Here is a 23,936-nt window from a genome sequence, read left to right as displayed (position 1 = left end):
AAGGATTAAGATCCGGTACGCTGAATTTGCCTGGAATTGTCGGTTTAGGGGAAGCCTGTCGATGGCGACAGTTGGAGATGGTACAAGATGAGAGTGCGATCGCCGCTAAACGCGATCGCCTGCAAGCTCAATTAGCAGAACAAATTCCCAAACTTATCGTTAATGGAGATAGTAACTCCCGTCTGGCTGGAAACCTGCATATCTCCATTCCAGATATTCCCAACAGTGCCATGATCGCCAGAGTACGTCAAAAATTAGCCATTTCTAGGGGATCAGCTTGTTCATCAGGCGTAGAAGCCCCCTCCCATGTTCTGCGTGCGATGAATCTTCCTGAAGATGTTATTGAGGGAGGATTACGAATCGGAATCGGGAAATTTACGACAGAAGCTGAAATTGACCAAGCGGCGGATATTTTAGCGAGTACCGTTAAAGATATTTCTCGTTTACTCGCCTAGAACGCCTAAACTCAAGTCCCAACATGGCTACGGGATTGAGAAATAATCAGGGTTGGCTGCATTAATCTGGAAGGTATACCCGACAATGTTTTCAAGACATTCCCCGCCCAATCTGAAGAGGTTTCTGTTCCCCAATAAATTGACTACTAAAACTTGTACGTCAAGGATTCATTAGCTATTGAGGATGTACAATAGTGATGTTCTGTGTGACTGTAAAATCCTTAGGATTAAACGTCAGCAGATGTGTAATGGCGTGGGCTAACATGACGGCAACAATTCGAGCATCATGGGTACGTTTACCCCTTACCTTGTTGGCACTGACTAAACGTAACCAGTTGGGAAAAATGTCTGGAGACTCTTCCAATAAAGGAAATTGAAGCAGAAGTTGTTGGATTATGTCATGGACTTGCTCTGTTGTCCATCCTAAACCATTGACCTCAACTGGGCGGGTAGCAACTACCCAAAATTCAATCAGGACTTGTGCTGTAAGAAAACACTCGTCACCCGCTTTGCGAAACTGAGCTGTTGTTCGTGGTTTCACAATGTTTCTGGATCTAACTCCTGAGTTTTGCCTGCACGATCTTCAACTAAGGCTGCTTCTGCAAGTTGGGCAAGTGCATTTTGAGACTGGTAAAATGTTTGATCCCAGCGAGTTTCATCTTCCAGTTCTTCCAGAATGAGTGCAGCGATCGCATCTTGGTCAGTCTCAGGGAGCGTTTTTACCCTTTCTATCGCTTGCTCAAGCAACTTAGTCATAGTCACTACAGAAAAAAACTTTACCAATTATGGTAACGCAATTAGGCTGTGATCTACGGTATTGGGCAGCCGCTCACTCGTGTAGTATCGGGGAATGCTAGTCTTCGGCAACGCTCATGCCTTGCTGACGCTCATTTATCGCACTACGAGGTACGGAAAGGACATCAGTTGATCCCAAAAGGGAACAGGGAACAGGGAATTCTTAACAGTACAGAATGTCCCAACCTGTCTTGGTACTGCTATATTATTGCCACAACGGATACCGAAGACTTTAACCGATTACTCAAACAGCATCACATTGAAGCTAGACGCTGGAGCGATATTAAACCTTGGCTAAACAGTTGAAAACTTAAATTTATACCTAAAGATAGAGGTTGATTTGATCCATTAGCCTTGTATTTTTTTTTGCACCATCCTTGCGCCCAAAAACTGGCATGAAACGGTAAAACTTCTTTACAAACTGCCGGAGATTACAAAAATTGACTTAAGTCAAAGCGTTATCTGCCAAAAATTTCCTAGAGTAGAGACATAGAGACGAAATATAGGAAAAAGTAACTTATGTTTTGCGAACAGTGCGAACAAACTGCCAGTGGTAATGGCTGTCATCAATGGGGCGCATGTGGCAAAAGCCCCCAACTCAACGCCGTTCAAGATTTATTAGTCTACTGCTTGCGCGGACTTGCGCCAGTGGTGATTAAAGCCCGTCAGCTAGGCATTTCGACTCACGATGAGGATGTCTTCACCTGCGAATCCTTATTCGCCACAATGACGAATGTCAATTTTGACCGGAAACGGTTTACCAAGTATGTCCGTGACTGTATCGAGAAGCGAGATAATTTAAAAGCAAAAGTCAAAGAAGCTAGCCAGGAACCCGTCAAATGGACAAGAGTGTCTGGGTATCATCCTGACTTTAATGAGAGTTTAGTCGAACAGGGTCAAGATTTGGCATTAGGCTTCATTAGTGAATCGGCGCGTGATGTTGACATTTTCTCCCTAAAACTCACGGTTCTCTATGGGATTAAGGGCGCGGCTTCCTATACCTTTCATGCTCAAGAATTGGCACAGGAAGATGAGCAGGTGTATCACTTCATTCAAGAAGCTTTAGATGCCCTGAATCATCAAGATTTCACCTTAGATGATTGGGTGAATTTAGCCTTAAAGGTGGGAGAAATTAACCTGCGGGCGATGGAATTATTGGATGCGGGACATACCAATACTTATGGACATCCCACGCCAACCCCTGTTCCCCTCAATCCCAGAAAAGGCAAAGCTCTCCTGGTATCGGGACATGATATCAGACAATTAGAAGCCATCCTCAAACAGACGGCGGATACAGGGATTACCGTTTACACTCACGGCGAACTTTTACCCGCTCACGGTTATCCTTTACTCAAACAGAATTATCCTCATCTGTATGGGCATTATGGAACAGCTTGGCAGAATCAAACCAAAGAATTTGCTAAGTTTTCGGGGGCGATTATTGTCACCACTAATTGTTTGATGCCGCCCCATGAAACCTATGATGAGAAACTGTTTACCATTGGTCCGGTTGGGTTTGCCGGCATCAACTATATTCCACCGGAGGAGGGTAACATCCCCGATTTTAGCCCAGCGATTCAAAAATCCCTAGATATGCCGGGGTTTGTGGAAGAGCAACCCCCGCGTCAGGTGATGGCAGGATTTGCCCGGAATGCGGTGTTAAATGTTGCGGATCAAGTGATTGATGGGGTTAAACAAGGCAAGATTCGTCACTTCTTCTTAGTTGGCGGCTGTGATGGCGCGAAACCAGAGCGCAATTACTACACTGAATTTGTGGAAAAAGTACCTGAAGATTGTATCGTTCTAACTTTAGCTTGTGGCAAGTTCCGTTTCTTTGATCAACAATTGGGAGAAATTGGTTCTCTGCCTCGGTTGATGGATGTGGGACAATGTAATGATGCCTATTCCGCGATTCAAATTGCCTTGGGATTGGCTAAGGCGTTTGATATGGATGTGAATCAATTGCCTCTATCGATGATTCTGTCTTGGTATGAACAGAAAGCGGTTGCTGTATTGTTGACGCTGCTGTATCTGGGAATTAAGGATATTCGTTTGGGACCAACGTTACCTGCGTTTATTTCTCCGAATGTTTTCAAATTGTTATCGGAGAAGTATCAGTTGAAGGCGATTACGACACCGGATGAGGATTTAGCGGCTTGTTTGGGTTGAGTTAGTTAGGTGAGGGGGTGTGGCTTTTGTCGCGCCCCTTTTGTGTGGATGTTGGATTTCGTGGTGTTAGTTCGAGCTAGGGGATGAGCAGATCTGACTTTGATAAGACTTACGCAAAGCCTCCATTTGTAGGGTGCGTTAGCGAAGCGTAACGCACCTTTAAAACTATATAAGGTGTAGCTGCGTAAGTCCTGTTTGATTAAACACGGTTAAGGGTTTTTTAAGGGGTATGTTCAGTTCTGGATTCTGCCTGATGGCAGATTTGTTTTGCGATTAGCTAGAATAGACTTACAGCAATTCATGTGTGGTGCCGGATCGGCACACTATTTGTGTGTTCCGATCATATAATTTATGATCAGGAGTTCATACATGAAACGGTCTGTGAACTTGTTCACTCGACAAGTGCCACCTATACTGCTCGTTCTGTCGCTAATGAGTGGCGGAGTGGTCTATAAGGATGGACAGAGAGAGATATCTATCTGGCTATCTCGACCATTAGAGCAGCTTCAACTTCCCGCAGACACTCAAAAGTAAAAGTGGGAGACCACTCATGAATTGTTGTTCAAGACCCCTGGAGAGTTTTCTTTCCGGGGTAAATTTTTAAGGAAGTTACGGCAGTGGCTGACTGCTCATACTAAAAGCTCAGTTTTAGAGAGAAGGAATAATGAATCAAGAAGAATTTGAGAAAATAATGCAAGAAATTGATACTGAGCTAATCAAAAAAGGTATTCCCGTTGAAGGTGAAGGTCGCAGCTTAGAAGCTCTAAAGCTGTTGTGTCCGAATTCTAGTTTTAGTCTTTCTCCGGAGGATAAAAAATTTTTTGGTGAATTTGAAGGTTATAATCTTTTCGATAAGATACGGCTTTGGTATCGGGATATGTATTCCAAAAAGACGTTATCAAATTTTGATATTGCCAGAAAACCATTTAAACTAAGAGGAGAAATTTATTATATCAACTATCCTACTGTTATTGGAGAATACACGATTGAGGTTTTGAAGTGTGTGGAAGATTTAACAGAAAAACTGAAATGTTCTTTAAATCAAGTTGAACATAATTTAATATTACAAGAATTTGAACTAGGATACCACGCTTCCAATGCAATTCGGAGTTTAGATAACTTTTTACAACATTTACACGAAGAAGCCAAGGATTTTCTTTTAAGAGGGGCTGTAGATATTGAAGCATCAGCCTCAAACATAATTGACCTTCAGAATACAATCTTTCATTCACATCAAGCAGCAGAAAAGTTTTTGAAAGCTCTTTGGGTAGAGTTAGATTATCAGAAAGCTATCGTTAAAAAGTATGACGGAGGTCGAAATGGTTTATCGTGGTGTGGACATAAACTCCTAAAGCTGTACAACAAATTACCGGAAACACAATCCCAAAAGAAACATATCCACAAGCAAGTCAAGTATCTTAATGATTTAGTTCCAGATATGGATATCAGGTATAAAATTCAAGCCAAAACCCTGGATGAAGCTGTGAAAGCAGTTAATAGTATGCTCATAGTATGTAAATTTGTTAGCGAACAAATTGCTAAGATTCACCGAAACAAGGAAATTTTTAGTGTGCAAGAATATGAAGAAGGGTTATTGAAAATTTATCTAAACAAATTCCTATCGCTTGGTGTAGCAGCAAGCCGAGATCAGGATATTACGACAGATATTGATAATGCTGTAAGAGAATGTACAGAGCATTTGGCGATTGTTAAATCAAGCACAGAAATTGGAAATTTGAAGCAACTTGTAGAAAAAATAAAATTAATTATTTCAGATCGGCAGTATAATGAGCGGCATAAAGAGTGGAGCGATACCTTAAATAAGGTATTGAAATTATTAGAAGTAAGGATAGCTGAAATAGAAAAATAGACTAAACTTTGACTGTTATCCAGTAATTCCCAAAATATCTTGTGTTTCTGTGAAACTTGGACAAGCTCTGAGCTTTGTTTGGTACTATTAAGTTGCTGCATCAATGTCCTCCTCAGCTCTAAAGTCAAGCAGGATAGGAAAATTAGCGTTCACGATACTTGCTCATGAGTCGTTGTTTTACCTCATTCCATGTATTTTTTTGTGTCGCATCCTGCGAGGAAAAGCGATCGCGTACAATTTCAAGATGCCATTCAGGAACAGGTATCTGCTCAGGTACAGCAATTATTAAATCCCAAAGTTGCTGAACGTAATCAATTTGCTGCTCCTTGCTTAACTGCTCGAACCCAGGTGGAATAGCTAAAGGCTGAGAGATAGACATAGGTGAAACGCACTAAGGGCTAGTCACCACCATAATAGCTTGGCAGACCGTCTACGGTGCGATTGGACAAGTTCCAGCATCTGAGACGCGATCGCACTTGCTTGTGTCTGGTATATTAACTTAGTTTAAATGGCACGCTCAGCATCGTGTCATGTTTTTTACTAATAAATGTAAAGGAGCGCGATCGCACTAATGCTACTCAAGTCTTTGCTTATGTGAGGTAGATTTTCAATATCTTTGGGTTACTCAGATAGCTGGTAGCTGCTTGGGACTCAACTCAAATGCCATCTGTGATCCATAAAAGCAAACATCAAACTCCACCAAGAAGTTCATGCGCCCTAGCAGCAATGGCACATCATTAGATTGACTCCACGCAAAAACTAAGCGCACCGGAGAGAAAGACCCTATTTTTGCAAATACCATCAAACCTCTTGCCTCGACAGGTGCTAAATTTCCAGCAAGTGTTACAGATGTCATCTGATCTTGCCAAACTGCTCCAAGGTGAACGCCAACACTATAGGGTAGGACATTGACACTAGCACCAGTATCCACTAAACCTGTAACTTCTACAGAAGCATCGCCGTGTGTAATTCCAAAAGTATCCTGTGTTTCTGTGAAGGGGAAACGCTGCGAGTTAAGCATTATTTGTTCCCTTATCCTCTTTTAGCAACTCAGCGAGCTTGTGGGCAGCTTCATGTGAATTATACGGAGACCAAACAGTATAGGTTGCTCCGGGTTGCAAAAGCGCATCTTCCTCTTTGGCAAGCTCAAGGACTAAAAACTGCATAATTCTTAGCTTGTCGGCGCGGGATAGATTTTTGAGTGTCGGAAGAAGCTCTGTTACAGTCATATTAGTTAAACCTAGCCTATTTATTCCAATTTTAACTTGGTTGGTCAACAGCATCCTGCGAGGAAACACGATCGCGTACAATTTCAAGATGCTATTCACCGAACAGGTATCTGCTCAGGTACAGCAATTATTAAATCCCAAAGTTGCTGAACGTAATCAATTTGCTGCTCCTTGCTTAACTGCTCGAACCCAGGTGGAATAGCTAAAGGCTGAGAGATAGACATGGGTGACACGAACTAAGTGCTAGTCACCATCATAATAGCTTGGCAGACTGTCTACAATGCGATTGGATAAGTCCAGCATCTGAGACGCGATCGCAAGGGGGCTACAGATAAAGTAGAGGTTAGGTTTCCTGTCGTTTTCCCAACCTAGGACGATCAGCGATCGCACTGATTTTCATTACTCAAGACTTGGGCTAGCGACTTCATCGATTCAAACCACACTTTCGGTTCATCTTTTTGTGGTTTATATTCTCCTTTGGCAATCGCTATAGTTCTTTTGATATAATCTTCTCTAGAGATAATCCCTATTTTCATAACCTTATTTTCCATGAAAATTACCTCTTATTTGTTCGTGCTACAGTACCATTGGGCAAGTTTCAGCATCTGAGACGCGATCGCACTTGCTTGTGTCTGGTATATTAACTTAGTTTAAATGGCACGCTCAGATGAGGCTGGTGGGCAATGCCCACCCTACGGTAAATCAAGGGTTTCGGTGATACCTAAATGCTTGGATGCGATCGCACTCATTTTCTAATGTAACCTGATGTTATATAGCGTTGACATTTTGCTTTAACCACTCAACAAATTGCTCACGTTTTAAATTGCCAGATGCTAACGCGAGGATGACCTGCTCTTGCTCATCGACAGAAGCGTTAATCTCCATCTCATTCAAGACTAGAAACGTTTCCATTACTGCATGACCTGTACGTTTATTACCATCTAAGAATGGATGATTCATCACAATGGAGAAACCCAAAGCAGCCGCTTTGTCAACTAGCGTCGGATATAAATCTTCGTCACCAAATGTCATGCGAGGCTGAACTAGAGCAGATTCCAACGCAGCCAAGTCACGCACACCTGTAGCACCTCCTGATTGATCGATAATCTGACGGTGCAGACTCAATACTTCGACTAGCGTCAGGTAACGTATCATGTCATGCTAAACGTCGATACAGTTGAGCATTTTTCTTTAATACGTAACTGGACGCTTGAACAAACTCGCTCTTTGGATAGTTGAGCCAATCCTCAATGCTTGCACGCAGTAAATCTTCAAGCGAGATTCCGCTTTCATGCGCTAGTTGTTGCAACTTCTGTAGTTGCTCGTCTGGAATTTCAACATTGATAGAAGTCACAGCTAATCCTTGCTCTAGGTAAACAAATTATAGCACTTGTAGCCATCTAGTAAAAAATGTTTTGTTTGTTTGTAAGTATAAACTTTCTGGCGTCAACTCAACCTACAGCTTAAGCGTTTGTAATAAGCGATCGCGAGTGCTTATCGTGAAGACAGCGTAACGGCGAGCGTGCTATTAATTGGAATCTTGAGACTGTCCACATTGTTTACAATACGGTAAATACTTATAAGTCATACTGTGACAATTATGACATTCAGCGTATTGATAGAAACCACAGTGGGGACAGTAGGCATCATGGGTCGGAATTTTATTAGCACACCGGATACATCGTAATTTTTGAACTCGCCTAGCTGCTTGTACTTTGGGATTAAAGACAACTTTTTGGAAAAACTTGATAATGCCAAACCCAATCAGAGGAATTAGTAATATATAAGCATAACTGACCAGAAAAACGAGTCCGCCTAAAAGGGTGCTAATGATATCAAAGATAACTTGAAAGATTGCACCAAATTGCAAAAACTCAAATATCTTAAAAATCAAGGGTACAAAAAAGACGACTGACAAATGCCAGCTAATTAGAGCAATAAGTCCATATCCTTTTCGTTGAGCAAAATTGTCAACCGATAAAGAAAGGAAAATTAGCGGTAACAGGAAAAGCGCTTGAAAGCCGAATTGGATGCTCGGATACCAAAAGGATGCCCGCTGGTAGGCGTTTTCAATGGATTGAAATGTCCTGTTATTATTCAAAAAGTTAATGAAAGCTAAACTTTCCGGTTTTGCCTTCAGTTGATTTTTAAGCTGAGCAATTTCCTGTTTAATCCTAGCAATATTGCGGTTATTTTGTTCGAGTTGCTGTTTGGCTTTCTCCGCCTCGACTAGATTAATAGATTGCTCACGAGGCTGACCTGCTATTTTTTCCAATAGAGTTGAGTCATATTGCTCACGAATACTGCGATTCGTTTGTTCAAGCTGGCTTATTTCTTCTTGTTTCTGATCAATAGCCGCTATAATTTGCTGATTTTCAGGATTATTGAGTTGATCTTTGTAACTGCCGTATTCTAAGCAGGTTTGAGACACTGTGCCTAGATGTCCAACCGCTGCTTGTTGATAGGTTTGCTGAAAATTAGATTGATAGTTTATTGCCGATATCACTGAGGACTGGATAATCTCATAATCTTTATCTGAAGTTGTTTGGGTTTGGTAATTTTTCCACTCAGAATAACATGGATAAGCCGATGAAGGGTTAATATACCATTGGCTAATATCATTCAGTCCGGTAAAAACATTGACTAAAATAAAAATATCAATCAGGATAATAACAATCAAACTTACCTTGTTCAGAGGTTCATCTTTGATTGTCCTTGATCTTCTAAAAAACCGATTCAACAGACGGCGTATTTGGGTAAGCATAGTGTTTTTTCGTAAGCTGTCCGGTATTTGATAATTGGTTAGCTGTTTACATGGGATGCAAAATCTACCCTTCCTCTCCGGACACAAATTTGTCGGATTCCCAGTCAACCTCAGTACAACGACAAAATTTATATCTGGAGCAGTCTGCGGTTAAGGAGTTATAGTGTTATGAAACGATGGATTGTGCTGATAATAGTCGGTTGTTTGGGTAGCGTAACGGCGTTGGAAATGGCTTTAGCTAATCCATCGCCAGATAAGAGAAACGAGAATCACGTCTACGCTATAACTCAAAACTCAACACTTAAACTTGATCAGGTTTGGGAGTTGATTGAAAATGCTGGTGCTTCAGCTAAGGTGAATCAGTCTGATCAGGCTACCCTACTCTGATCACAAGCCTTTGAACTGGCGCAAACCCTGGAGGAACAAACAAGCCTTAGACTATGCCCAGAACTTAGAACTTGATGCCGCTAAATATCGAGCCTTGGTAGAAATTATAACCGGATATGCCCGTCAAGGACAATTTGCACAGGCAATTTCTCTTAGCCAAACTCTGGAAGCGGATAGCTATCAGCAATACCTGGCTCAATCTGCTATTTTAGCGGCTTATGTCCAGCGCCATGAATACGAATCCGCATTAGGATTTGTCGAGGGAATACCTAATACTGATAATCAAGATAGCATCGCGCGATCGCTAGCTGAAGCGGCGTGGCGTTCCGGACGCTATGATATTGCTTTAGAAAAAGGAAGACCAGGTAAAAACGTTACATATAATTGCTCGTTATGGAATAAAAATGGGTCAAACTAATCAAGCAGTTTCCTCACTCAATCAAGCGCTTTCTATTGCCAAAACGATTGAATCAATTTCTGTGGTTCCAGAACGGAGTCTATTTTGGCTACTGGCTCAAAAATATGCGATCGCAGGTCATCAGCCCAAAGCCCTAGAAACCTTATCCCAAGCCAGACAGATAGCCTCTACCATTGAGAACGAACAGACCCGACAACAAGCCCTAGCCGGGATTATCCAGCAACAAGAGGGATGGTAGGACGTAGATGATCATGCATTAAACAAACGCCTAGGAGAAGATAGTAGGGGCACCATCCTTGCGCCCAGAAAATAGCTGTACCTATCCTAAAGGTTCTGGAATTAGACCTGGCATATCTGTAAGGATGATATATATTTGTATGCCAAAAACAAGGGGCAGATATAAGTGATTGATATTCTGTGGCTCCTCGTCTGTTCTGGCTTGGTATTCCTGATGCAACCGGGGTTTATGTGCCTAGAGTCAGGGCTGACGCGATCGAAAAATAGTATCAATGTTGCCATTAAAAACTTAGCCGACTTGGGCATATCTATCGCCTTATTTTGGGCGTTCGGATATGCTTTTATGTTTGGCACTTCACTGATGGGGTGGATTGGCTCAACTGATTTCTTTGTTCACGTTGAAGCTACACCCCGACTGGCGGCGTTCTTTTTATTCCAAGCCATGTTTTGCAGCACAGCCACCACCATTGTCTCCGGGGCGGTGGCAGAACGGATAAAGTTTCGGGCTTACCTGATCTTAGCGGGTTTGGTGTCTGGTCTGATTTATCCCCTGTTTGGACATTGGGCGTGGAATGGGATTGATTTAGATGTATCAGTGGGTTGGTTAGAACAGTTAGGCTTTGTCGATTTTGCGGGTTCTACAGTGGTTCACAGTTTGGGGGGATGGGTATCCCTCGCCAGTCTGATGATTATCGGATCACGCACCGGGCGATTTCCGAATCATCAACCGCCCCGAAAAATCCACGGTTCTAATTTACCCCTTTCGGTTTTAGGTGCGATGCTATTGTGGATTGGCTGGTTGGGGTTCAATGGGGGCAGCACATTGAGCATAAATGAGCAGGTTCCTAGCATTATCGTCCATACTGTGCTAGCGGGTACTGCCGGAATGATGGCAGCGGGAATGCTGAGTTGGTATCGGTGTCAACTTCCGGAAGTCGAATCCCTAATCAATGGTTCTTTAGCTGGACTCGTCTCGATTACCGCCTCTTGTCATGTTGTCACTTCTCCCGCATCCGTGATTATTGGGGCGGTTGGCGGGATTATTGCTATCTGGATGTCGAATTGCTTGGAACGGTGGCGGATTGATGATGCGGTAGATGCTATACCTGTGCATTTGGGTGGGGGGATTTGGGGAACATTAGCCGTGGCGTTGTTTGGTCAACCCGAATTAGTGGATACGGGTTTGAATCCAGTGCTTCAGCTTGGTGTACAAGGAATCGGAATTGTCAGTTGTGGCATCTGGGCATTTGGTTTAACCTATCTCCTCTTATTCATCAGCAATCGTATCTTACCCCTGCGAGTGACTGTTGAGGCGGAACAGATGGGTTTAAATGTGTCCGAACATCGCGCCAAAACTGAGATTTATGACCTGTTTCAGGTGATGGAAGCCCAAGCTAAGACTCAGGATTTAAGCTTACGAGTTCCTGTGGAACCGTTTACCCAAGTCGGTCAAATTGCCCAGCGTTATAACCAGGTGATGGATGCGTTAGAAGAGGCTTTAACGCGCACGGATGCCATTGTAAAAACGGCAATGGATGCAATTATTACCTTTACCAAACCCCAACTCAAAATTGTTACCGCCAATCCAAGTGCCAAAGAGATATTTGGGTATTCCATCAACGAATTCATCAGCATGGATATTCATCAGCTATTGGATTGGTCAACACCCGCCGCTGATGATACAGATATAGGAATGGAACGGTTATTAAAAGTGGGCAGACATGAGATTATTGGCTGTCGCGTTGATGGATCTCGCTTTCCCCTAGAAGCAACGGTTGTGGAGACTAAATCGGGTCAGGATTGTTTTTATACGGGTACATTTCGCGATATTTCTGAACGCAAACAAGCCCAAGCGGATTTGTTTCGGGCAAATCAGGAAATTACTAAGCTTAATGAACGTCTCAAGGCAGAAAATCTGCGATTGAGTGCTGAACTTGAGATTACCCGTCGCCTGCAACAGATGCTGCTTCCTAAAGAGGCAGAATTGAATCAAATTACTGACTTAGAGATTGCTGGGTTTATGGAACCGGCGGCGGAAGTGGGTGGGGATTATTATGATATTTTACCGTATCGCGATCGCGTCCAAATTAGTATTGGTGATGTAACCGGACATGGCTTAGAAAGCGGGGTATTAAGCTTAATGGTACAAACCGCTGTCCGCACCCTCTTAGAAAGTAACCAAACTGACCCCAAGCAATTTTTAGATATCCTCAATCGCACCATTTATCAAAACGTCCAGCGGATGAACTCCGACAAAAATATGACTCTAGCTTTACTGGACTATCAAAAAGGCATCCTCAATTTGAGCGGACAACATGAAGAGATGATTGTCGTGCGGATTGGAGGTCATATTGAGCGAATTGATACCATTGATCTAGGATTTCCCATTGGTTTAGATGCTGATATTGCTGATTTCGTGGCACATCTTCAAGTCCAGTTAAATCCGGGAGATACTGTTGTCCTATACACCGATGGGATTCCCGAGGCAGAAAATGCCCAAGGTGTACAATATGGCATTGAACGCCTGTGTCAGATTCTCAGTCAGAATTGGCAACGATCTGCTGTTGAAATTCGGCAAGCCGTTATTGATGACCTACGCCAGCATATTGAAGCACAACAACTCTACGATGATATCACTTTACTCGTGATTAAACAAAGAAAATTTTTTATGTAGGGGCGGGTTTCACTATTATCATTTCTTACCTTACCCATAATTAACTAAACCCGCCCCGACTGAGTGAGATAGTTTTGGATTTTAATGACCTGTTCCCTGTTCCCTATTCCTTGACAAACGACAAATGACGAATGACAAATGACAAATAACCGATGGCTTGCGTTTCGTTCTGCCCTAAAAACTCGTATTTTTCCTTATTTTGCCGCCTCATTAACGGTGGTCATTCTGCTCACCGTAGTTTGGGGCTTTGAACGAGCTGAACGCCAACGGTTTTCGGAACAACAACGTTCGGATGTTCTCAATCAACTGAGTGCAGCTAGAGCCCGCTTAGAAGCCGCCTTAAACCAGCGACTTTTTCTCACAAGGGGGCTAATCGCTTATGTGTCCACGATTAACCCTGACATTACCCAAAACGAATTTGAGCGTCTCTCCAGCGTCCTCATCGAAGAGCAACAGGGAATTGAATTCTTAGCCCTATATAAAGATAACATTGTCAGTCATATCTATCCATTAGCAGGCAATGAAGCCGCGATTGGGTTTAACCCGATGAATATTCCTGAAGAACGAGAAGCCATTGAGAGAGCCATTCAAAATCGACAAACCGTTTTTGCCGGTCCGTTGAAGTTAGAGCCCAAAGGGAATTGGGGATTTATTAGTCGAACTCCCATATTTCTTACTCCCTCAAATAAAACCCCCCAAAGTGGTCGCTATTGGGGTCTAGTGGGTATTGGTTTTGACCAAAATACTCTATTTAAAGAAGCCGGATTACTCAATCAGTCCACTCAACTCAAGTATGCAATTCGTGGCAAAGATGGATTGGGTGAAACGGGAGAATTATTTTTCGGCGATGGGGGTATTTTTCAACAAAATCCCGTCAGTTTAGAGGTGACGTTACCAAACGGATTATGGCAATTAGCGGCAATTCCCGTCAACGGATGGTCATCAACAGCACCCATTTCTAAATGGTTGTGGATAGGGGGCGGATTATCAGCACTATTAGCTGGGGTGTTAGTTTACATATTAGTCAGTGAGCCAGTGCGACTGCAAAAAGCGATACAACGAGCGACTATCGCATTGCGTCGCAGTCAAGATGCACTTCAATACGCCAATGAAGAATTAGAAACTAGAGTAGAAGAACGCACGGCTCAATTAGCTCAAGCGAATCAGGAAATTACCCTGCTCAATAGTCGCCTAAAAGCCGAAAATCTGCGGCTGAGTGCTGAAGTTGAGGTAACTCGTCGTCTGCAACAGATGATGTTACCTAAACAGGAGGAACTGAATCAGATTGCTGAATTAGACATCGCTGGCTTTATGGAACCCGCCACTGAAGTTGGCGGCGACTATTATGATGTCCTGCAAAATAATGGTCATGTCACTATTGGTATTGGCGATGTCACGGGACATGGGTTAGAAAGTGGAGTTTTGATGATTATGGTGCAAACGGCGGTGAGAACGTTATTGGAAGGAGTTAAAACGGATTCAAAGCAATTTTTAACTATCCTGAATCGGACAATTTATCATAACATCCAGCGAATGAAATGCGAGAAAAATCTCACCCTTTCTATCCTAGATTATCACCAATATAAACTCCGCTTGAGTGGACAACATGAAGAGATGATTGTCGTGCGTTATGGTGGCAGAATTGAGCGAATTGATACCATCGATTTAGGCTTTCCCATTGGTCTAGTCGCTGATATTGCTGATTTTGTCGCTGATGCGGAAATCCAGTTACATCCCGGAGATGTAGTTGTTCTCTATACCGATGGAATTCCCGAAGCCGAAAATTCTCAAGGGGTACAGTACGGTATCGAGCGTCTGTGTCAGATTCTCAGTGACAACTGGCGACAGTCAGCCCGTGAAATTCGCCAAGCCGTGATTGAGGATGTGCGGCGACATATTGAGTCACAAAAGGTTTATGATGATATAACGCTGTTAGTGATTAAACCCAAACCATCGTTGCTGCACGATCGCTCCGGCGTCGCATCAATTAAACAGGATGGTTAGGGAATAGGGGACTGGGAAAAAGGTGACGGCTGACTTTGACAAGTTATTATTGTTTTCTTTGGCACTCCTCAAACAGACTACCGACAAACGCGATATGACTCAGATCTTTGGAGATTTCAACGAGCAGCTACCTCCCAGTGAGGAATACCTGGTTATCCAATTTTCACCCAGCTCGATTCCATTAAAGCAGCGCTGGCGGAATAATGGCTTATCTGCCGATTTCATGGCTGACTATGTGGTAACATTTTTTCCGACCAACCAAGAGGATACGAATGCTACAGCTCAACAAGTGGAGATTAAGAGTGCTGTGAGTTACATTGCCAATGAGCTGTTAGAGAACGCCATGAAGTTTAACGATGATACCTCACCGCAACCCATTAGCATCGCCTTACACCTGTATAACGACAGCTTAGTCTTCTTGACAAAAAATACAGTTCCTTCCCTAATTCTGGATGATTTTCAGGCGTATCTCCAGCAATTGACGACATCAGACCCCCAAGAGTTGTATATTCATCAGTTAGAACAAAATGCAGCAGACGAAACCAGTACGGCTTCTCGCTTAGGATTTTTAACCATGATTAATGACTACATGGCAACCATCGGCTGGAAGTTTGAAACCCTGGCAAAGACGCCACCTATTACCACCGTCACCACAATGGTGCGATTGACGGTATGAAGCGTCAGTGCCGTAGTCAAACAAAACGGTAAACATGAATTCAAAATTTAAAATCCAAAACGAGGTAAATTTTATAACTTACGGTTCGTGGTTTTGAGCCACGACATTAGACATCTCCGATAATTCATCTGAAACCATTGTCAAACAGTGGTTAAATCTTAATTTATAGAGATGTCTATGATTAAATTTGTTTATTTAATCAGCTTTTGAGAAAGCCATAATTTTGTCAAGGAGGGGAAAAATGGAAGTTAAAAGTGATACGTATAGTGTATTGTATGATCAAGAAAATTCAACCGTTTATTGGAAAGGTTCCCTACGGCTAAGTGGCACCGAAGAATATGCACCAATTATAGATTTACTCGATCAAGCCATAGAGAGCCAGCCCTCTATTCTGACGCTCAATTTACGAGATCTGCAATTTCTCAACAGTTCGGGGATTAGCATGTTGTCGAAATTTGCGATTAAAGTTAGACAAAAAAAGACGATTAAAATGATTGTACAAGGCTCTCAGAACATTCCTTGGCAAGGTAAGTCATTAAAAAACTTACAGCGACTCATGCCAAGTTTGACTCTAGAAGTTGAGTAGCGTATAAGGCAATAATAAATTAAAATCCCTTGTCGCAAAGCTTGCGTCCTGATTAAGGGGTGTTGGGAAACTTTTTCAATCTCGTAGGGTGGGTTAGGCGGGAACTTAATTCAGGCGATAATCCTTCAATGAACTATCCGCCGTAACCCACCGATATTCAGGCAAGAAGTGTTTCACCCTCATTCCCTAACCCCTTCTCCCACCCTTAATTAGGGCGGGTTGTGTTGCTCAGTTATTGGCGGGTAAGCTAACTTGAGTCGCTAAACCCGCCCCTACCATTAACTCAAAACTAACAAGCTTTTCCATCACCAATCCCCCATGAAAGTTATCGGGTTTGAAAAATGTTTTGAACCATCGCCTTATCTAAACTTGCCGCCACTTGATCCAATTCAGTAATCTCACCAGCACTTAACTGCCATCCCAACGCACCAATATTCTCCTGTGCCTGTTTCATCGTCTTTGCACCAGGGATAGGAATAGTGCCTTTACAAATACACCAATTAATCGCCACTTGCGCCATAGTTTTCTCTTTGGAGGACGCGATTTCTCGTAAACATGCCAAAAGCGGCTGGATTCCGGGTAATAACTGCTTAAATAATAAACGGCGTAACCCTTTCGGGAATGAACCTTTCTCAGAATACTTTCCCGTCAACAGTCCTAAAGCTAGAGGACTATAGGCAATCAGTTGAATTCCCAATTGATCACAAACGTCTTTGATACCCAATTCGGTAACAGAATAAGTAGACAATAGTGAATACTGGACTTGTAGCGTAGCAATCGGAACCCCTCGCTGTTTAAATTTGGGATAAATTTCTTGGAGTCGTTTGGGTCCATAATTAGAGAGTCCAACACCCTTAACCAGTCCTTTTTCGTAGAGATCAGCCAAACCATCCAAAAGCCGTTCTTCTTGCCACGGTGCATAATTAGCAGTAGACCAATGCATCTGTGCCAAATCAACATTTCGTCCCAATCGTCGCGCCGAGGCTTGACAGGCGGATACCATTGAGCCGCGTGTTAATCGCCAGGGATAGGCGGCTAGCTTGGTGGCAATGCAAATGTTCTCTTGGTTTATACCAGAATAGTCGCTAGAGAATCGTCCCAGGAGTTGCTCACTGCGTCCATTCAGTCTGCCTGTTCCATAAGAATCACCGGTATCAAATAAGGTGACGCCGTTGCTTACACACAGATTAAAGACAGCTTGCAACTCGTCATCCATGCTTTCGTCGTACCCCCAGAGTAGTCGGTTTCCCCACGCCCACGTTCCGCAGCCCATGGTAGGAAGGGAGAGTTTTTGGCTAGTCTGCATAATCCTACAGAATGTCATTCAATCTGTGAAATCTGTGTTATCACCAAGATGAACAAGTACGTCAGCAGCAAGCCTAGATATAAACCTTTCTGCCTAGACTTGCTGATGTCTTATGTAACGGTTTAGAACAAATCGCCAAATTCTGCCTTCAAATCCCGCTCCATCAATGCTTCTACAGCCTCTTGGGGCGTAATTTTATGGTTGAGTAGGCGATAAACTTGCCGACAGATGGGGATGGGTATCTGCTCTCGATTGGCAATTTTAACCAATACGTTGGCTGTATTTACCCCTTCAGCCGTACTTTGTAATTCTTCGAGAATTTGCTCCAATTTTTTCCCCTGGGCTAAACCGTAACCGACGCGATAATTACGGCTGAGTATACTGCTGCAAGTCGCTAGCATATCGCCCAAACCTGATAATCCGAAGAAGGTTTCCGTTTGTCCGCCTAAGTGAGTCCCGACCCGAAGGATTTCAGTTAACGCACGGGTAATTAGGGCAGATTTGGCATTAGTACCCAATTTTAAACCATCACAAACCCCAACCGCGATCGCAATCACGTTTTTCAGAGTTCCTCCGAGTTCTGTGCCAAGGGGATCTGGACTGGTGTACACTCGGAAGAGACTGGAGGAAAATACTGTTTGCACTTCCTCTGCGGCTGCCATATCTGTACTCGACACCACTGTGGCGGCGGGGAGTTCTTGCTCAATTTCTTTGGAGAGATTGGGACCCGAAAGTACCACAATCGGATGGTTGGGAAAGTCGGCTTCCCAGATTTGAGAAGGGGTACGAGTTGTCTCTGGGTCTAATCCCTTGGTGGCGGTAATAATTGTCACATAATCCGGCAAACCAATCTCTTGAATCTTAGCCGCCGTCATCGCCACCCCTTTCATCGGAATTGCGGAGACTAGCATATCAATGTCCGTTAATACCTCTTCTAGAGATTCCTCGCTGCTGCGAGACCACAGTCGAACTTGATGATTCTTATGTCTGGCAATTGTTGCCAACGCTTTACCCCAAGCACCAGCGCCGAGAATGGCGAGGGTGGCTTCTGGCGCCGGTCTCCGGTGGGACTGTGCATGAGCCTGATTGGTTTGTGAGGTTGTATCAGCTTGAGATGAGCTGGATTGAGAATTTGAGAGATTGCTCACCATAGATCTTATATTTTGAACTCAATAATTTTGGTCAAGTTAAGGGTCAAAGGCAAAAGAAGATGATCAGTTCTTTTGCCTTTGCTGATATGATTAACTCACTGGTTGTGTTTCTTTCTGAGTCGCCATCACGTAATCTGGAATACAATTGGCTTCCATGAAAGCGCGATAGTCCTCAACTTGGCGATCGCACTCCGCCGAACTCCAGCCGCCATATCGAGACAGGGTGTCCGTCAAAACGGGCAGAATATCAAAGCCATAGTTGGTATGCATGGCTAGGCTAGTCCGGCGACGGGCAATATCTACCAACGTCCGCGCAAATTCCGACTGCACCGCATAAACAATCTGGGCTTTAATATCGGGCAATTTGGGGGTAATCGCTTGTGCCAATTCCGGTTCTTCGTCGGTTAAGGCTAAAATATCCAACGCCTTAGCACCATAGATGTCAAACAGGTGATGGATTGTCGCCAAGGGTAATGTGGTGCGATAGTCTTGCAGCGCTTTTTCTAGACGCGGATCACTGGGTAAAATGGCTCCCGGTAAGGGTTTCTTGTCGGTGGGACAAGGGGGGGCGGAGCGTCCCAACTTGCGATAGACTTTATTCACCATTTCCTCACCCACTTGGCGATAGGTGGTGATTTTGCCGCCAATTAGAGAAATCAGATTACTCACACCCTCTGGGGTATGGTCATAGAGAATATGGCTGCGGGTGACACTTCCCGGTTTCTTCCCTTCTGCATTGGGCAAAGGACGCACTCCAGCATAAGTAAATTTCACATCTTGGCGGGACAATTGGGCAGTGGGCATAATTCGATTGGTTTCGGTGAGTAAATAATCAATTTCCTCGTCGTCTGCCTTAATTGAGTCAAGAGGACCTTGATGTCGCAAATCAGTCGTGCCAATCAGATACATGCCCAACCATGGCACAATAAAAAACGGACGACCATCCGTTTTGGCTTCTACATACAAGGTTGTTTCCGGTGCGCCAGGGAAGGGAGGGACAATGATGTGACTTCCCTTGGTCGGACCGAGTTTTTTATCCTTACCGATGGGCGCTGATTGTCCATTTTTCACCCCAGACTGACAAACCTGATCCACCCAGGGACCGGCTGTATTCACAACCACGGCGCGATCGCTCCCTTGGACGGTGAATTCTTCGCCAGTTAAGGCATCTTTGCCAATAATGCTGGCGATGCGACCATCTTGGCGCTGTAACTTGGTAACTTCTGCATAGTTGAGAACCGTTGCTCCCGCTTGTTCAGCACAGATAATATTTTCTAATGCCAAACGCTCCGCATAGGCCACCTGACCGTCATAATACTGCGCTCCACCGACTAAACCATCGGGATCGATATGGCGAAATAGCTGCTTAAACTTCTGTTTGGGCAGCATCCGGTGGGGGGGCAGGGTTTTCTCGAAGCTCAAGATGTCATAGAGCAGCATCCCGGCTTGAATTTTCCAATAGGGACGAGAGCGATCGCTGTAGATCGGAATCGTCAGCATTAGGGGCTTGACTAAGTGGGGGGCTGTATGCAGGAGAATTTCTCGCTCCCGTAACGATTCCCGCACTAGGGCAAATTCAAAATATTCTAAATAGCGCAAGCCACCGTGAACTAATCGCGTTGACCAACTGGTTGTACCGCCGCAGAAGTCAGCCTTCTCCAGCAAAATCGTTTTAAGACCTCGCAGAGCCGCGTCTCTGACGACGCCAGCACCGTTAATGCCACCTCCAATGACAATTAAATCGTAGGTTTGGCTCTGGATGGTTTGAAAATCACGCATGATCCAGTTTGAGTAACATCTAACTTCCACAGTAGTCGCGACGGCGGCAAATTAGTAATCGATAAGGGCGACAAGGAGACACGAGAAGGGAGACTAGGAGGACAAGAACATTAATTCAAAAACTCAACACTTTCTCCCCCTCCCCTGCACCCAGACGTGCCGTGGCACGTCTGGAACATCAGCTTAAACAGCTACTGCTTCCTGTTGCTTCGCTGTCTGATGTTTGGTTTTCTCAAACATTTCAAACAAGTGATCTGCCCAGCACTGAATGTCGTATTTGGTTACGATGTCATACATTTTCGCCATTCGTTCCTTTTGCTCCTCAGGAGACATAGCCAGCGCTTGATCAATCGATTCATCCATGCGATCCATGGAGTAAGGGTTGGTCAAAATGGCATCCGGGAGTTCGACGGCTGCACCGACAAATTCGGAAAGGACTAATACACCTTCTTGTTTCTCGTGAGTGATGATATATTCCTTCGCTACCAGGTTTAAACCATCTCTCAATGGTGTTGTCCAGCAGATATCTGCGGCTTTGTAGTAACAGAGCAAGTCCGGTAAAGGAACGGGTTGGGTATATAGCATAATCGGTAGCCAGTCTAAGTTCCCATACCGCCCGTTAATTTTTCCAGCTAACTGCTCAATCTGAGTTTGGGCAGTTTTGTAAACACGCATTCCAGACGCCGACGCCACACAGGTGACCAGCATGTTAATTTTGCCATGCAAGTCGGGACGACGCTCTAACAGGCGTCCATAAGCTTCTAGCTTCTCACGAGTGCCTTTCACATAGTCCACTCGTCCGGCTGAGATAATTAACTTGCGATCGCCTAAGCTTTCTTTAATTTCCGCAAACCGTTTTTGCGTTTCTGGCTTATGCAGGATAGAGAGAATTTGTTGAGGATTAGCTCCAACGGGGAATGGATCAATGTTAACTAACTGATCCTTGTATCGTAGCTGGGTGGTCATTTCTGGCTCAGCTAATGCGATTCCCGTAGAAGTAATATGCTCAGGTACGGGTTCTTTCTTGACAATTTCCACCGGGCGCAGACTGCGAGCCACATTGACGAAATTCTCTGAATAGCGCGGAATATGGAAGCCGACGATATCGCAGCAGAGTAAACTATCGGTAATTTCTTCCCGCCAAGGTAAGATATTGAAAATATCCACAGCGGGGAAGGGAGTGTGGTGGAAGAAGGCAATCCGAGCATTTGGCTTTAGCTGCCGGATGTAGTAGGGCACTAACCATAGATTGTAGTCATGCACCCAAATTAGAGCATCATCTGCCGCTTCGTCACAGGCGGCTTCTGCAAACAGGCGGTTAATCGTGTGAAAGTTTTCCCAATCTGAGGTTTCGTAAGTGAAGTGATAGGGAAATGAATGCAGAATGGGCCAAAATGCTTCTTTCGAGGTGATGTGATAGAAATGCTTGACTTGATCTGCAGATAGGGGAATCCGGCGAACGTTGTAGTTGGCTTCACCTTCTACAACAATCCGCTGTTCAAAGTTAGCTTTCTGCTTAGCATTCACCTGTTTCCAAGCAATCCAGGTGCCTTGATTGACGCCGGCAAAGAAGCTTTTCAGGGTTGGCACAATCCCATTGGGGCTTTTCTTTGCCCGATAATGCACTTTGCCATTTTCCACGATCTCATCATAAGGTTCGCGGTGATAAAGGATAACGAGTGATGATTTCATGCAACTACCTCCAGGTGTTTACCATTAAAATTGGTACTATTCCCGATCCCAATGCAACTTGGATGGGAATATAATTTGATAGCTTCGATAAATTTAGGGTTGTCGAGTGTCCACAGTTATGATTTTCCCTTTTGACTTCCTACTTACTCTAATGAGTATCTACTCAAAAATGACTCAATCGTTGGCTGGAAAACCCAGTCAGTCAATATTCTCCTGATGGGAAGTCAAGATTGAACGCATTATATCAAGTCCGGTGAATTGCCCATAATAACAATGCTTTAACCGCAAGGGTTTCGGGCTTTTTTATTAAGGGTGATGGGTCCGGACATCATATTACCCGTGTTACTTATATTACCAACAATGATGTTTTTGAAGGTTGCAATAGATAAGGTCAGGGTTGTAATATCTGATCGCTGTAGCATTGCCGATATTGGTTTAACCCAGGCTGTTGCTGATTGCAATCCCCTAAAATCCACCGATTTAGAGCGATGGCAACTCGTTGAAACAGATTGGAAGTCATTATTAGATCGAAAATACTCTCAACAGTCTAGTTTTGATGACAAAACCGCCAATGTACGGACTATGTTGGCTATGCCATCAAATCCTAGGGGAATTGTGTTCAACCTCGATTAGTATTTGCCGTACTCAGTACTCTGCCCATAGGACTAACGCCGTAGCAGGTTGGCAAGAGTTTACTTGAGCCCAAGCTAACAACAAAACTGGGATACCTCAGAATTCAACAATAGTCTGACATCCAGTGGACAAGGATTCATCACTTACACTCTGGTTATGGATGATATCTGCCACCGGCAGGTTTCCTTATCGAACAGCTATCTGTAGCTACTATACTATAAAAGTATAAAAAAGTGTAAATTTTAGTAAAATTTAGCAGCATGCTTTGTCCCACATTGTTAGCGATGCAGGGAGACGAGGGAGATGAGGAAGCAAATGACGAATGACATAAGACGAATGACATAAGACAATTAAACTATCCCCGATCGCAACGCCACCACAGCCGCTTGTACCCGGTCATCTACCGAAAGTTTGTTCATGATCCCGCGTACATGGGTTTTAACGGTATTGGCGCTGAGGTAGAGTTTAGCGGCAATCTCTGGATTACTATTGCCTTCTACGATCAGTTTTAAGACTTCTAGCTCCCGTTGTGACAAATTGGAAACATTGCCTGTGGGAGAAGGGGGAGACAGATGCTTGAGAACTTGACGACCAATTTGAGGATCGAGGTACGTTGCACCTTCAGCCGCCGCTGCGATCGCCTGGAGTAATCGTTCTACACTTGATCCTTTAACACAATAGGCATCAGCACCGCTAGAAAGTGAGGCAATAATTTCGCGATCGGTGGTATGAGAGGTGAGGATGACCACTCTCACCTCAGGGAGTTCTGCTTTAATTTGCTGAGTAGCAGCAATCCCATCTAAACGCGGCAAACCAATATCCATGACCACAATATCAGGTTTGAGTTGTTTGGTGATTTCAATGCCCATGTAACCATCTTCCGCTTGTCCCACCAGTTCAAGCTGGGGGTTAGTGGATAAGGATTGTTCTAAGCCAAGCTGCATCATGGGATCATCTTCCACAATCACAACTCGCAGGGGTGTGGAACTTGTTGGGGAATTCGTCGGGGAGGGGAGTTCTGAGGACATGATTCGTACCAAAGCAGAGCGATCGCACTTTTGTATTGTACAAAGATTGTGTCCCCTAGATGGATAGTCAGGATTCAATCAAT

At 44.0% G+C, this 23,936-nt stretch carries 26 protein-coding genes and 1 pseudogene; 13 read left to right on the top strand and 14 right to left on the bottom strand.

Annotated features, from left to right (window positions below; genetic code table 11):
- On the top strand, positions 1–455 hold a 455-nt coding region (locus tag ACLFWI_RS07035; RefSeq protein WP_446412334.1), incomplete at its 5' end, for an aminotransferase class V-fold PLP-dependent enzyme.
- A gap of 175 nt (positions 456–630) precedes the next feature.
- Here ACLFWI_RS07035 and ACLFWI_RS07030 read toward each other — a convergent pair.
- Complete coding sequence (locus tag ACLFWI_RS07030; RefSeq protein ID WP_446412333.1) at positions 631–996, bottom strand: type II toxin-antitoxin system VapC family toxin; 366 nt, start codon at positions 994–996, stop codon at positions 631–633.
- On the bottom strand, positions 993–1,211 hold the full coding sequence (locus tag ACLFWI_RS07025) for a hypothetical protein (protein ID WP_446411098.1): 219 nt from the start codon (positions 1,209–1,211) through the stop codon (positions 993–995). The genes ACLFWI_RS07030 and ACLFWI_RS07025 overlap by 4 nt, the downstream gene beginning before the upstream one ends.
- Before the next feature lie 48 nt (positions 1,212–1,259).
- Between ACLFWI_RS07025 and ACLFWI_RS07020 the strand changes: the two genes are divergently transcribed.
- The 3 genes from ACLFWI_RS07020 (at position 1,260) to ACLFWI_RS07010 (ending at position 5,289) form a co-directional block, all read left to right on the top strand.
- Positions 1,260–1,556 carry a hypothetical protein gene (locus ACLFWI_RS07020; RefSeq protein ID WP_446412332.1) on the top strand — a complete coding sequence of 99 codons (297 nt, stop codon included), beginning with the start codon at positions 1,260–1,262 and terminating at the stop codon, positions 1,554–1,556.
- Positions 1,557–1,769: 213 nt separating this feature from the next.
- A complete protein-coding gene (gene hcp, locus ACLFWI_RS07015) occupies positions 1,770–3,419 on the top strand; it encodes a hydroxylamine reductase (RefSeq protein ID WP_446412331.1) in 1,650 nt (549 codons plus the stop codon).
- Positions 3,420–4,083: 664 nt separating this feature from the next.
- The gene (locus tag ACLFWI_RS07010) at positions 4,084–5,289 is read left to right on the top strand and encodes a hypothetical protein (RefSeq protein ID WP_446412330.1); all 1,206 of its coding nucleotides are present in this window, start codon (positions 4,084–4,086) and stop codon (positions 5,287–5,289) included.
- Between the two features lie 142 nt (positions 5,290–5,431).
- Here ACLFWI_RS07010 and ACLFWI_RS07005 read toward each other — a convergent pair whose 3' ends face one another.
- From ACLFWI_RS07005 to ACLFWI_RS06995, 3 genes are all read right to left on the bottom strand, one after another.
- A complete protein-coding gene (locus tag ACLFWI_RS07005) occupies positions 5,432–5,668 on the bottom strand; it encodes an addiction module protein (protein WP_446412329.1) in 237 nt (78 codons plus the stop codon).
- A 246-nt stretch (positions 5,669–5,914) separates the two neighbouring features.
- On the bottom strand, positions 5,915–6,310 hold the full coding sequence (locus ACLFWI_RS07000; RefSeq protein ID WP_446412328.1) for an aspartyl protease family protein: 396 nt from the start codon (positions 6,308–6,310) through the stop codon (positions 5,915–5,917).
- Complete coding sequence (locus tag ACLFWI_RS06995; RefSeq protein WP_446412327.1) at positions 6,303–6,518, bottom strand: hypothetical protein; 216 nt, start codon at positions 6,516–6,518, stop codon at positions 6,303–6,305. The genes ACLFWI_RS07000 and ACLFWI_RS06995 overlap by 8 nt, the downstream gene beginning before the upstream one ends.
- Before the next feature lie 40 nt (positions 6,519–6,558).
- Between ACLFWI_RS06995 and ACLFWI_RS06990 the strand changes: the two genes are divergently transcribed.
- On the top strand, positions 6,559–6,720 hold the full coding sequence (locus ACLFWI_RS06990; protein ID WP_446412326.1) for a hypothetical protein: 162 nt from the start codon (positions 6,559–6,561) through the stop codon (positions 6,718–6,720).
- Positions 6,721–6,907: 187 nt separating this feature from the next.
- Here the strand turns inward: ACLFWI_RS06990 and ACLFWI_RS06985 are convergent.
- From ACLFWI_RS06985 to ACLFWI_RS06970, 4 genes and pseudogenes are all read right to left on the bottom strand, one after another.
- Positions 6,908–7,054: pseudogene (locus tag ACLFWI_RS06985) on the bottom strand (transcriptional regulator); the annotation flags it as partial.
- Between the two features lie 232 nt (positions 7,055–7,286).
- Complete coding sequence (locus ACLFWI_RS06980) at positions 7,287–7,673, bottom strand: type II toxin-antitoxin system death-on-curing family toxin (protein WP_446412325.1); 387 nt, start codon at positions 7,671–7,673, stop codon at positions 7,287–7,289.
- 1 nt (position 7,674) lies between these two features.
- Positions 7,675–7,872 carry a ribbon-helix-helix protein, CopG family gene (locus ACLFWI_RS06975; protein WP_446412324.1) on the bottom strand — a complete coding sequence of 66 codons (198 nt, stop codon included), beginning with the start codon at positions 7,870–7,872 and terminating at the stop codon, positions 7,675–7,677.
- Positions 7,873–8,046: 174 nt separating this feature from the next.
- Positions 8,047–9,282 (bottom strand): hypothetical protein, encoded by a 1,236-nt coding sequence (locus tag ACLFWI_RS06970; RefSeq protein WP_446412323.1) that lies wholly within the window; start codon positions 9,280–9,282, stop codon positions 8,047–8,049.
- A 168-nt stretch (positions 9,283–9,450) separates the two neighbouring features.
- Between ACLFWI_RS06970 and ACLFWI_RS06965 the strand changes: the two genes are divergently transcribed.
- The 7 genes from ACLFWI_RS06965 to ACLFWI_RS06935 all read left to right on the top strand — a co-directional run bounded on the left by ACLFWI_RS06965 (position 9,451) and on the right by ACLFWI_RS06935 (position 16,264).
- A complete protein-coding gene (locus tag ACLFWI_RS06965) occupies positions 9,451–9,669 on the top strand; it encodes a hypothetical protein (RefSeq protein WP_446412322.1) in 219 nt (72 codons plus the stop codon).
- 10 nt (positions 9,670–9,679) lie between these two features.
- Entirely contained in the window at positions 9,680–10,087 is a 408-nt protein-coding gene (locus ACLFWI_RS06960) for a tetratricopeptide repeat protein (RefSeq protein WP_446412321.1), read from the top strand.
- Positions 10,074–10,325 carry a hypothetical protein gene (locus ACLFWI_RS06955; protein WP_446412320.1) on the top strand — a complete coding sequence of 84 codons (252 nt, stop codon included), beginning with the start codon at positions 10,074–10,076 and terminating at the stop codon, positions 10,323–10,325. Before ACLFWI_RS06960 ends, ACLFWI_RS06955 begins: the two co-directional genes overlap by 14 nt.
- A 165-nt stretch (positions 10,326–10,490) precedes the next feature.
- Complete coding sequence (amt, locus tag ACLFWI_RS06950) at positions 10,491–12,998, top strand: ammonium transporter (RefSeq protein WP_446412319.1); 2,508 nt, start codon at positions 10,491–10,493, stop codon at positions 12,996–12,998.
- Between the two features lie 138 nt (positions 12,999–13,136).
- Positions 13,137–15,002 (top strand): SpoIIE family protein phosphatase, encoded by a 1,866-nt coding sequence (locus ACLFWI_RS06945; protein WP_446412318.1) that lies wholly within the window; start codon positions 13,137–13,139, stop codon positions 15,000–15,002.
- A 94-nt stretch (positions 15,003–15,096) separates the two neighbouring features.
- Positions 15,097–15,678, top strand: coding sequence for a slr1658 superfamily regulator (locus ACLFWI_RS06940; protein ID WP_446412317.1), 582 nt, complete (start codon positions 15,097–15,099; stop codon positions 15,676–15,678).
- A 241-nt stretch (positions 15,679–15,919) separates the two neighbouring features.
- Entirely contained in the window at positions 15,920–16,264 is a 345-nt protein-coding gene (locus tag ACLFWI_RS06935; protein ID WP_446407340.1) for a slr1659 superfamily regulator, read from the top strand.
- A gap of 325 nt (positions 16,265–16,589) precedes the next feature.
- Here ACLFWI_RS06935 and ACLFWI_RS06930 read toward each other — a convergent pair whose 3' ends face one another.
- The 4 genes from ACLFWI_RS06930 to ggpS form a co-directional block, all read right to left on the bottom strand.
- Positions 16,590–17,570: an aldo/keto reductase gene (locus ACLFWI_RS06930; RefSeq protein ID WP_446412316.1), complete on the bottom strand. Its 981-nt coding sequence runs from the start codon at positions 17,568–17,570 to the stop codon at positions 16,590–16,592.
- 122 nt (positions 17,571–17,692) lie between these two features.
- A complete protein-coding gene (locus ACLFWI_RS06925) occupies positions 17,693–18,721 on the bottom strand; it encodes an NAD(P)H-dependent glycerol-3-phosphate dehydrogenase (protein WP_446412315.1) in 1,029 nt (342 codons plus the stop codon).
- A gap of 90 nt (positions 18,722–18,811) precedes the next feature.
- Positions 18,812–20,500 (bottom strand): glycerol-3-phosphate dehydrogenase, encoded by a 1,689-nt coding sequence (glpD, locus tag ACLFWI_RS06920; protein ID WP_446412314.1) that lies wholly within the window; start codon positions 20,498–20,500, stop codon positions 18,812–18,814.
- A 183-nt stretch (positions 20,501–20,683) separates the two neighbouring features.
- Positions 20,684–22,192, bottom strand: coding sequence for a glucosylglycerol-phosphate synthase (gene ggpS, locus ACLFWI_RS06915; protein WP_446412313.1), 1,509 nt, complete (start codon positions 22,190–22,192; stop codon positions 20,684–20,686).
- Between the two features lie 339 nt (positions 22,193–22,531).
- Between ggpS and ACLFWI_RS06910 the strand changes: the two genes are divergently transcribed.
- Positions 22,532–22,825, top strand: coding sequence for a hypothetical protein (locus ACLFWI_RS06910; RefSeq protein ID WP_446412312.1), 294 nt, complete (start codon positions 22,532–22,534; stop codon positions 22,823–22,825).
- A gap of 350 nt (positions 22,826–23,175) precedes the next feature.
- Here ACLFWI_RS06910 and ACLFWI_RS06905 read toward each other — a convergent pair whose 3' ends face one another.
- The gene (locus tag ACLFWI_RS06905) at positions 23,176–23,853 is read right to left on the bottom strand and encodes a response regulator (protein WP_446412311.1); all 678 of its coding nucleotides are present in this window, start codon (positions 23,851–23,853) and stop codon (positions 23,176–23,178) included.
- Positions 23,854–23,936 lie beyond the last annotated feature (83 nt).

The organism is Coleofasciculus sp. (assembly GCF_046539235.1).
Classification (GTDB): Bacteria; Cyanobacteriota; Cyanobacteriia; order Cyanobacteriales; family Coleofasciculaceae; genus Coleofasciculus.
The sequence above is the reverse complement of the archived record's forward strand: the minus strand, read 5'-3'. Positions and strand labels throughout refer to the sequence as shown.